The organism is Aeromicrobium sp. (assembly GCF_025965075.1).
Classification (GTDB): Bacteria; Actinomycetota; Actinomycetes; order Propionibacteriales; family Nocardioidaceae; genus Aeromicrobium.
In genome coordinates, this window is the sequence record NZ_JAOPXQ010000079.1 from 1 (window position 1) to 9,099 (window position 9,099).

Annotated in this window: 12 protein-coding genes; 6 read left to right on the top strand and 6 right to left on the bottom strand. The window is 69.2% G+C overall.

Annotation, left to right across the window (positions count from 1 at the left end; genetic code table 11):
* Positions 1-328, top strand: a 328-nt coding sequence (locus tag JWQ91_RS05205) for a DNA-directed RNA polymerase subunit alpha C-terminal domain-containing protein (RefSeq protein ID WP_297781681.1), incomplete at its 5' end; no start/stop codon positions are given.
* Between the two features lie 49 nt (positions 329-377).
* Positions 378-950: a 50S ribosomal protein L17 gene (rplQ, locus tag JWQ91_RS05210; RefSeq protein ID WP_297781683.1), complete on the top strand. Its 573-nt coding sequence runs from the start codon at positions 378-380 to the stop codon at positions 948-950.
* Positions 951-1,020: 70 nt separating this feature from the next.
* On the opposite strand, the gene JWQ91_RS05215 is transcribed toward rplQ, so the two are convergent.
* From JWQ91_RS05215 to JWQ91_RS05235, 5 genes are all read right to left on the bottom strand, one after another.
* Positions 1,021-1,608: a methyltransferase gene (locus tag JWQ91_RS05215; RefSeq protein ID WP_297781685.1), complete on the bottom strand. Its 588-nt coding sequence runs from the start codon at positions 1,606-1,608 to the stop codon at positions 1,021-1,023.
* 101 nt (positions 1,609-1,709) lie between these two features.
* Positions 1,710-2,051, bottom strand: a complete 342-nt coding sequence (locus JWQ91_RS05220; protein ID WP_297781687.1) for an MmcQ/YjbR family DNA-binding protein — start codon at positions 2,049-2,051, stop codon at positions 1,710-1,712.
* Positions 2,052-2,063: 12 nt separating this feature from the next.
* The gene (locus tag JWQ91_RS05225; RefSeq protein WP_297781689.1) at positions 2,064-2,570 is read right to left on the bottom strand and encodes a GNAT family N-acetyltransferase; all 507 of its coding nucleotides are present in this window, start codon (positions 2,568-2,570) and stop codon (positions 2,064-2,066) included.
* A complete protein-coding gene (gene truA / locus JWQ91_RS05230; RefSeq protein ID WP_297781702.1) occupies positions 2,563-3,357 on the bottom strand; it encodes a tRNA pseudouridine(38-40) synthase TruA in 795 nt (264 codons plus the stop codon). The genes JWQ91_RS05225 and truA overlap by 8 nt, the downstream gene beginning before the upstream one ends.
* 66 nt (positions 3,358-3,423) lie before the next feature.
* Positions 3,424-4,722: a citrate synthase gene (locus JWQ91_RS05235; RefSeq protein ID WP_297781691.1), complete on the bottom strand. Its 1,299-nt coding sequence runs from the start codon at positions 4,720-4,722 to the stop codon at positions 3,424-3,426.
* Between the two features lie 221 nt (positions 4,723-4,943).
* Here JWQ91_RS05235 and rplM point away from each other — a divergent pair, with 221 nt between their 5' ends.
* The 4 genes from rplM to JWQ91_RS05255 all read left to right on the top strand — a co-directional run bounded on the left by rplM (position 4,944) and on the right by JWQ91_RS05255 (position 8,249).
* Positions 4,944-5,387: a 50S ribosomal protein L13 gene (gene rplM, locus JWQ91_RS05240; RefSeq protein ID WP_297781693.1), complete on the top strand. Its 444-nt coding sequence runs from the start codon at positions 4,944-4,946 to the stop codon at positions 5,385-5,387.
* A 71-nt stretch (positions 5,388-5,458) separates the two neighbouring features.
* Positions 5,459-5,905, top strand: coding sequence for a 30S ribosomal protein S9 (gene rpsI / locus JWQ91_RS05245; protein WP_297781704.1), 447 nt, complete (start codon positions 5,459-5,461; stop codon positions 5,903-5,905).
* A gap of 6 nt (positions 5,906-5,911) precedes the next feature.
* Positions 5,912-7,258, top strand: a complete 1,347-nt coding sequence (glmM, locus tag JWQ91_RS05250) for a phosphoglucosamine mutase (RefSeq protein WP_297781695.1) — start codon at positions 5,912-5,914, stop codon at positions 7,256-7,258.
* Between the two features lie 16 nt (positions 7,259-7,274).
* Complete coding sequence (locus tag JWQ91_RS05255) at positions 7,275-8,249, top strand: GNAT family N-acetyltransferase (RefSeq protein ID WP_297781697.1); 975 nt, start codon at positions 7,275-7,277, stop codon at positions 8,247-8,249.
* A 119-nt stretch (positions 8,250-8,368) separates the two neighbouring features.
* Here the strand turns inward: JWQ91_RS05255 and coaA are convergent.
* A partial coding sequence (gene coaA, locus JWQ91_RS05260) for a type I pantothenate kinase (protein WP_297781700.1) occupies positions 8,369-9,099 on the bottom strand: 731 nt, incomplete at its 5' end.

The window sequence follows — 9,099 nt, forward strand, 5'->3', positions numbered from 1 at the left end:
GGCCGAGGGCATCGACATCGGTCCCTCGCCCGTCGACGAGCAGCTCGCCGCGGACCTGGCCCTGCCGATCGAGGACCTCAACTTCACGGTTCGTTCCTACAACTGCCTCAAGCGCGAGGGCATCCACGCCGTGGGTGAGCTCATCACGCGCTCGGAGCAGGACCTGCTCGACATCCGTAACTTCGGTTCGAAGTCGATCGACGAGGTCAAGGCCAAGCTCGCCGAGATGGGCCTCGCACTCAAGGACAGCCCGGCTGGTTTCGACCCGTCGGCAGTCATCGATGCGTACGACGACGACGCCAGCTTCGCCGAGGACGAGCAGTACTGACGTACTGCCCGATCACGGCACTCAGCCCGATTGATTCTGGAGACAAACAATGCCCACCCCCACCAAGGGACCTCGCCTCGGCGGCAGCCCGGCGCACCAGCGCCTGATCCTCGCCAACCTCGCGCAGAACCTGTTCGAGCACGGCAAGATCACGACGACTGAGGCCAAGGCCCGCCGTCTGCGTCCGTACGCGGAGTCGCTCATCACGAAGGCCAAGACCGACACGGTGGCCAACCGCCGCCAGGTCGTCAAGGTCATCCGTGACAAGAGCATCCTGCACACGCTGTTCACCGAGATCGGTCCCGCCATGGCGACCCGTCCCGGCGGCTACACGCGCATCACGAAGATCGCGGCACGCAAGGGCGACAACGCCCCCATGGCCGTCATCGAGATCGTCGAGGCCAAGCAGTTCGGCGCGCAGAACCAGACGCCCAAGAAGTCGGCTGACCAGCCGGCCGAGGCGCCCGTCGTCGAGGCCGAGGACGCTCCGTCCGACGACCTGGGCACGGACGTCGACGTGGTCGAGGCGACCGGCGACGCCGCAGCTGCGGCCGAGACGGTCGAGGCGAGCACCGACACCGCTGCAGAGACCGAGGCTCCGGCCGAGGACGACGCCAAGTAGTCACTGCACCAACTGGAACGCCCGTCACCTCACGGTGGCGGGCGTTTCGTCGTACGGGGCGTTGCTCGTGTCAGCCGGCTCGGCGGACCTCGAGGACCCGGAAGCCCTTCTCGCTGGTCACCCGCGTGGCCGGCCAGCCCTGCTCGCCGAGCCAGGCCTGCAACGAGTCGGCGCCGAGGTTCTTGCCGACCACGAGGCGGGCCGATCCGTCCGGCGCGAGGCGGGGGAGCCAGCGGAGCAACAGGTCGTGCAGCGCCCGCTTGCCGATCCGGATCGGCGGGTTGGACCAGATCTGGTCGACCACGAGATCATCCGGGACGTCGTCGGGCAGGGCGGTGCGCACCTCGACGCCGAGTGCCTCGGCGTTGAGGGCCGTCAGCTCGAGCGCGCGCTGGTTGGGGTCGACGGCCCAGACGGTGGCGCCCGCGCCGGCGACGGCGCACGCGATGGGTCCCCAGCCGCAGCCGAGGTCGAGCACGGTGCCGGAGGTCGGGGGCGTGCTGTTGCGCAGGAGGACGTCGGTGGCCTTGTCGAGCCCCTCGCGGGAGAAGACCCCGGTCGCCGTCGTGAAGCTGAGGTCGCGGCCCCAGATGCTGGCCGTGACCTGGCTGCGCCGGTCGTCACTCGTCGGGACTGCGTCGAAGTAGTGATCGGCCACGTCGTCAGTCTCCCAGACGGGGCGGGTGGGGCGGTGCGCTGGCGTCCACGGGGTCGACGATCGCGGACGCCAGCGCACCGCCTCGGGCCAGCAGGTCACGCTCACGGCGCGTGCCGCCGGCGTACGGCCGCAGGTGCGGCGATGTGCCAGGCGTCCGTCACGAGCTCGAACAGCTCGAGGCGATCGACCCGGTCGAGGTCGACGAGGAGGTAGTCGTGGCCGTCGTAGTGCGGGGTCGTGTAGAACGCCGGGTTGTCACCGCCGACGAGGGCCTCCTTGTCGACGGCGCTGCACTTGAGGGCGAGCCCGCCCTCGCTCTCGGTGCGAAGCCGTCCCATGAGCTTGCCCGCGACCTTCAGCGACGGGGTGCGGTAGGACGTGGACTCCTCGACCTCGGGCAGCGTGACGGCGTACGCGACGACGTCCTCCCACGTGACGGGCATGGGCCGAGTCTCTCACTCCGGGGTGGCGACGTCCGTCACGAACTGGAGCTGGCGACCCCAGCGCGGGTTCATCCACTCGCCGTCGGGGACGAACCCGGCGGCCGTCACGACCCCCACCGAGGCGTCGTTGTCAGGGGAGATCCTGGCGATGACCCGGTCCAGCCGCGGCTCCGCCCGGGCGTGCTCGAGCAGCGCCTGGATCGCGCCGACGGCGAAGCGACGCCGTCGATGACTCGCCACGATGCGGTAGCCGAGCTCGGCCTGACCGGACGCGGGCGCACCCTTGAAGCCGGCGTTGCCGACGATCGTGTCGGCGCCGACGACGACCGCCTGCATCGCCCAGTCGGCGTTGTCGGGGTCCTCCGCGACGACGCGGATCATGAATCGCCAGATGTCGACGGCCTCGGCGAACTCGACCGGGATCGGCAGGCCCAGCAGCTCGGCCGCGGCGGCACGGTCCTCGGCGGCGAGCGCCTCGAACACCGCCAGCGACAGGGGCACCAGGCGGAGGTCACTCATCCCGGCGCCGGCGTGCCTCGAGCGCGCGGGCGGCCAGGCCGTCGGCGTCGGGATAGACGACCTCCTCCAGCACGAGGCCGTGCGCCGGCATGACCCGGACGCGGGCGTCCCGGGTGAGCCCGGCGAGGACCGAGCCGGCCCACTCCGGGGGGAAGCGGCCCTCCCCGACCGCGACGAGCGCGCCCATCAGGGCCCGCACCATCGAGTGGCAGAACGCGTCGGCGCGGACCGTGGTGGCCAGCATGTCGCCCTCGCGGACCGTCGCGAGCTCCCGCAGGGTGCGGATCGTCGTGGCCCCCTCACGCCGCTTGCAGTACGACGCGAAGTCGTGCTCGCCGAGCAGGTGCTGCGCCGCGGCGTTCATGAGGTCGGTGTCGAGCCGCCGGCCGTGCGAGACGACGTAAGCACGCGTCAGCGGGTCCGGCCCGGTCGGCCCGTCGCAGATCCGGTAGACGTACTGCCGCTCCAGCGCGGCGAAGCGGGCGTCGAATCCCTCGGGCGCCAGGGTCAGGCCGCGCAGGGCGATGTCGGCGGGCAGGAGTCGGCGGAGTCGTCGCTCCAGGATCGGCGGGTCGACGTCGTCGAGATCGACGTGCGCGACCTGGCCGCGGGCGTGGACCCCGGCATCGGTGCGCCCGGCCACGGTCAGCTGGGGCACGGTGGGCAGGCGCAGGATCAGCGCGAGCGCCGACTCGATCTCACCCTGGACCGTGCGCAGCGTCGGCTGGGTCGCCCAGCCCCGGAAGTCCGTCCCGTCGTAGGACAGATCGAGTCGCAGGCGCACCAGGCCACGATATCGGCTCCGGGAACGACGAAGGCCCCCACCGTCGTGGTGGGGGCCTTCGTCTGTGGGCTACTTGACCCAGCGGTCCTCGGCGGACACGAAGTCGAGACGACGGTCGCCGGTGTAGATCTGCTTGGGACGGGCGATCTTCTGCTCCTTGTCGTCCACGAGCTCCAGCCACTGGGCCAGCCAGCCCGAGGTGCGGGGGATCGCGAACAGGACCGTGAACATCTCGGGCGGGAACTGCAGCGCCTCGTAGATCAGGCCCGAGTAGAAGTCGACATTGGGATAGAGCTTGCGGGAGATGAAGTAGTCGTCCTCCAGCGCGATGCGCTCCAGCTCCTGCGCGATCTCGAGCAGCGGGTTGACCCCGGTGACCTCGAAGACGTCGTCGACGGCCTTCTTGATGATCGTGGCGCGCGGGTCGAAGTTCTTGTAGACCCGGTGACCGAAGCCCATGAGCTTCTCGTCACCCTTCTTGACGCCCTCGATGAACGCCGGGATGTTCTCCGGCACCTTGATGCGCTTGAGCATCTTGAGCACGGCCTCGTTGGCGCCACCGTGCAGCGGGCCGTAGAGCGCCGCGATGCCGGCACTGACCGCCGAGTAGGGGTCGACCTGGCTGGAGCCGACGGAGCGGACCGCGTTGGTCGAGCAGTTCTGCTCGTGGTCGGCGTGCAGGATGAACAGCACCTCGAGGGCCTTGGCCAGGCGCGGGTCCGGGTTGTACTTCTGCTCGCTCATCTTGAAGAGCATCGACAGAAAGTTCTCGGTGTAGGACAGCTCGTTGTCGGGGTAGACGTACGGCTTGCCCTGCGCGTGGCGGAAGGCCCAGGCACCCAGCGTCGGCATCTTGGCGATCAGGCGCACGATCTGGTCGTGACGGATCTCGGGGTCCTTGATGTTGCGGGCCTCGGGATAGAACGTCGACAGTGCACCCACGCTCGACAGCAGCATGCCCATGGGGTGCGCGTCGTAGCGGAAGCCCTGCAGCTGGGACTTGAGGTTCTCGTGCAGGAAGGTGTGGAAGGTGATCTCGTGCACCCACTGCTCGTGCTGCTCCTTGGTGGGCAGCTCGCCGTGGATCAGCAGATAGGCGGTCTCGAGGTAGGTCGACTTCTCCGCGAGCTGCTCGATCGGATAGCCGCGGTACTCGAGGATGCCCTTGTCGCCGTCGATGTAGGTGACGGCGCTGCGGGTCGAGGCGGTGTTGGTGAAGCCCGGGTCGTAGACGGCGAGGCCGGGCTCGTCATCGGTACGACCGATCTTTCCGAAGTCACTGGCGCGGACGGTGCCGTCGGTGATGGGAAGCTCGAACTCCTCACCCGTACGATTGTCGCGGACAGTCAGGGTCTGGTTCTCGGTCACGATGGGTCTCCTGTGACGACGTATTGTCGGGCTGCGTAGATGTTGCAGTCCACTACCAAACCTAGAGGTGAGGTAAACCTCATGCGTCAACGGGTCCACACAGCGACCTCGTTTTGACCCGAGTGGCTCGTGCCGGTTAACCTAGTGTGTCGTGTCCCGGATGGCTCTCGCCTCCGGAACGACCACCGAATCACCCACATCAAGAACGAGAAGGTCACGCCGTGCGCACGTTCAGCCCCAAGCCGTCTGACATCACCCGTCAGTGGCACGTCATCGACGCCGAGGACATCGTCCTGGGCCGTCTCGCCGTCCAGGCTGCGACGCTGCTCCGCGGCAAGCACAAGCCGACCTATGCTCCGCATGTGGATGGTGGCGACTTCGTCATCATCGTCAATGCGGAGAAGGTGGCCCTGTCGGGCAACAAGCGCCGCGACAAGCTCGCCTACCGTCACAGCGGCTACCCGGGCGGACTCAAGTCCATCGCCTACGGTGACCTGCTCGACAAGGATGCGCGCAAGGCGATCGAGAAGTCGGTCCGCGGCATGCTTCCCAAGAACCGTCTGGGTGATCAGCTGATCACGAAGCTCAAGGTCTACTCCGGCCCCGAGCACCCGCACAGCGCCCAGAAGCCCCAGCCGTTCGAGATCACGCAGATCTCCCAGTAAAGAAGAGAAGCAGGCTTATCGTGGCTGACACCACCACCGAAACGACCGAGTTCGAGACCAACGCCGAGGGTGTGGCTTACACATCCGAGAGCGCTGGCGGCTCCGAGACCTCCAGCAAGCCCGCGACGATCGCTCCGGGTGCCGCGACGGGTCGCCGCAAGGAGGCCATCGCTCGCGTCCGCATCGTTCCGGGCACCGGCGTCTGGACCGTCAACGGCAAGCCCCTCGAGGAGTACCTCCCCAACAAGCTGCACCAGCAGATTGCCAAGGAGGCCTTCGCCGAGACGGGTCTGCAGGACCGGTTCGACGTCATCGCCCGTGTCACGGGTGGCGGCATGACCGGCCAGGCCGGCGCACTGCGCCTCGGCGTGGCTCGCTCGCTCAACGAGATCGACGAAGAGGTCAACCGTCCGGTCCTCAAGAAGGCCGGACTCCTGACGCGCGACTCGCGCATCAAGGAGCGCAAGAAGGCTGGTCTCAAGAAGGCCCGTAAGGCTCCGCAGTACAGCAAGCGCTGATTGTTCGTGGGCCGGATCTTTGGCACGGATGGCGTTCGCGGACTCGCGAATCGTGATCTGACCGCCGAGCTCGCCGTCGACCTCGCGGTCGCCGCGGCCCACGTCCTGGGAGAGGCCGGCGCGTTCGCCGACCAGCGCCCCACAGCAGTCGTGGCCCGCGATCCCCGCGCCTCAGGAGAATTCCTGGAGGCAGCGGTGGTCGCGGGCCTTGCTTCTGCCGGGGTCGACGTCCACCGCCTGGGCGTCGTCCCCACACCCGGCGCGGCGTTCCTGACGTCGTTCCTCGCCGCCGACATGGGTGTCATGATCTCGGCGAGCCACAACCCGATGCCCGACAACGGCATCAAGTTCCTCGCCCGTGGCGGGCTCAAGCTGGACGATGATCTCGAGGTCCTGATCGAGAACCGTCTCGAGGAGCCGTGGGAGCGTCCCACCGGTGCCGACGTCGGCCGCATCGGTGACAGCCGCGCGGGCGTCAGCGCGTACGTCAAGCACCTCGTCACCTCCTCGCCCCGTCGGCTCGAGGGCCTCACGGTCGTGCTGGACTGCGCGAACGGTGCGGCGTACGAGGTGGGGCCCCGCGTCTTCGAGGAGCTCGGCGCCAACGTCATCGCGATCCACGCCGAGCCCGATGGCCTCAACATCAACGACCGCTGCGGCTCGACCCACCTCGGCGACCTGCAGAAGGCCGTCGTGGAGCACGGTGCCGATGCGGGCTTCGCGTTCGACGGCGACGCCGACCGCTGCCTCGCCGTCGACCAGACGGGCGCGGTCGTCGACGGCGACCAGATCCTGTCGATCCTGGCCGTCGCGGCGCGCGACGCCGGGCGGCTGACCGACCAGACCGTCGTCGCCACGGTCATGAGCAACCTCGGCTTCGTGCGGGCGATGCAGGAGCACGACATCACGGTCATCCAGACGGCGGTCGGCGACCGCTACGTCCTCGAGGCGATGCGGGCCGGTGCCTTCAACATGGGCGGCGAGCAGTCCGGGCACGTCATCATGGGCGACTACGCGACGACGGGTGACGGGGTCCTGACCGCGGTGCACCTGGCGGCCCGCCTGCACGAGACCGGGTCGACGCTGTCAGACCTCGCCGCGGTGATGACCCGGCTGCCGCAGGTGCTGGTCAACGTCCCGGGAGTCGACAAGTCCCGCGCCGACACGGACCCGACCCTGCAGGGTGAGGTCGCGATCGCGGCCGCCAGGCTCGGCGACTCGGGTCGGGTCCTGCTGCGGCAGTCCGGCACCGAGCCGCTCGTGCGGGTCATGGTCGAGGCGGCCACCCACGAAGAGGCCGCCGAGGTCGCCCAGCACCTCGCGGGCGTCGTCCTCAAGACTCTCGCCCTCTAGGTCCACCGGTCCGGCGATGACCACGATCGAGCCGCTCGACCCGCACGACGACGAGCAGTACGGCGACTACCACGTCGCCTATCTCGCTGCGCACGACGACGAGTGGGACCGGCCCTACTCGTTCCGCGAGCGGCGCGCCGAGCTCCTCGACGAGTCGCCGTACGTCACGGCGTCCTGTGTGCTCGCGCGGGACGACGCGGGCAGGGTCGTGGGCGGCGGCCTCCTCGAGCTGCCGCACCAGGACAATCGCACGCTGGCGTACGTCGAGGTCACCGTCCCGCCCGAGCATCGTGGCCGCGGGCACGGCAGCGCGATCCTGGCGAGGCTCGAGGAGATGGCGGTGGCCGCGGGCCGCACGACGCTCTTCGCCGAGGCTCGCTGGCCCGTGGGGTCGGACGGCTCCGTCCGGACGGCCTTCGCGGAGGCGCGCGGCTTCCGCCGGGACCTTGCCGATGCCCACCGCGTCCTGCGACTCCCCGCCTCGCTGCCGGAGGCACCGGTGCGGGACGGCTACGTCCTGCGGACCTGGCGCGGGCCGTGCCCGCAGGAGTGGGTCGACGAGTACGCCGGTCTGCTGGCGCTGCTGGTGCAGGAGGCGCCCTCAGGCGACTATCCGCTGGAGAACGAGTTCTTCGACGCCGGCCGGGTCCGCCGCGACGAGGCGCTGCTCGTCGAGCAGGGGCGGGTCATGCAGGTCGTCGTCGCGATGTCGCCCGACGGGGTCCTCGCCGGCCACACCCAGCTGGTGTTCAGCGACGACGACCGGGACGACGCCTACCAGTGGGACACGCTCGTCCTGCCCGCGCACCGCGGACACGGCCTCGGGCTGTCGCTGAAGGTCGCGGCGATGCACGCGTCGGCCGACCTGCTGGCCGGTCGCTCGTACGTCCACACGTTCAACGCCGCCAGCAACGCGCCCATGATCGCGGTCAACGAGGCGATGGGGTTCCGGCTCGCCGGCTGGCTGGGAGAGTACGTGCGGGAGCGCTGATCGGGTCGTCCTGACCCCGAGTGGCGCACAACAGTCCTCGAGTGGCGCAGAACTGGACGACACGCCGTCTCACAAGACTCGAACTGCGCCACTCGCGGCTCTGGGGCGGGGGGTGAGGGTCAGATCTTGCGGAGGCGGACCCAGTCGACGGCGTGGTCGGGACCCTTGCGGAGCACCAGCGTGGCGCGGCCGCGGGTCGTTGCGATGTTCTCATTGAGTTTGGGCCATTTGATCGTGTCCCACAGCTCGCCCGCGCGGGCGACGGCCTCCTCGTCGCTGAAGGCGCTGTAACGGTGAAAGTACGAGTGGGGGTCCGCGAAGGCGGTCTTGCGGAGCGACAGGAAGCGGTCGATGTACCACCGGCGCAGGTCCTTGCCGGACGCGTCGACGTAGATCGAGAAGTCGAAGAAGTCGCTGACCGCCAGGCCGGGCGATCCGTCGCCGCGGGGGCGAGCCGGCGCGAGGACGTTGAGGCCCTCGACGATGACGATGTCGGGCTCCTTGAGCGTCACGAGCTCGTCGGTGCGGTCGTACGTCAGGTGGGAGTAGACCGGCGCCGTGACGACCTCGACGCCCGACTTGACCTCCATGACGAAGCGCAGGAGGGCCTTGCGGTCGTACGACTCGGGGAAGCCCTTGCGGTCCAGGAGGTCGCGGCGCTCGAGCTCGGCGTTGGGGAACAGGAAGCCGTCGGTCGTCACGAGCTCGACGACCGGGTGGCTGGGGGAGTGGGCCAGCAGCTCCTTCAGGAGGCGCGCGGTCGTCGACTTGCCGACCGCGACCGAGCCGGCGATACCGATCACGAACGGGGTGCGCCGTGACTGCGGCTCGTGGAGGAAGGCCTCGGTCG

What these genes read in the sequence shown, in the direction of transcription:
- rplQ (WP_297781683.1), top strand. Translation starts at nt 378, where the DNA reads ATGCCCACCCCCACCAAGGGACCTCGCCTCGGCGGCAGCCCGGCGCAC.
- JWQ91_RS05220 (WP_297781687.1), bottom strand. Translation starts at nt 2,051, where the DNA reads ATGCCCGTCACGTGGGAGGACGTCGTCGCGTACGCCGTCACGCTGCCC.
- JWQ91_RS05225 (WP_297781689.1), bottom strand. Translation starts at nt 2,570, where the DNA reads ATGAGTGACCTCCGCCTGGTGCCCCTGTCGCTGGCGGTGTTCGAGGCG.
- JWQ91_RS05255 (WP_297781697.1), top strand. Translation starts at nt 7,275, where the DNA reads ATGACCACGATCGAGCCGCTCGACCCGCACGACGACGAGCAGTACGGC.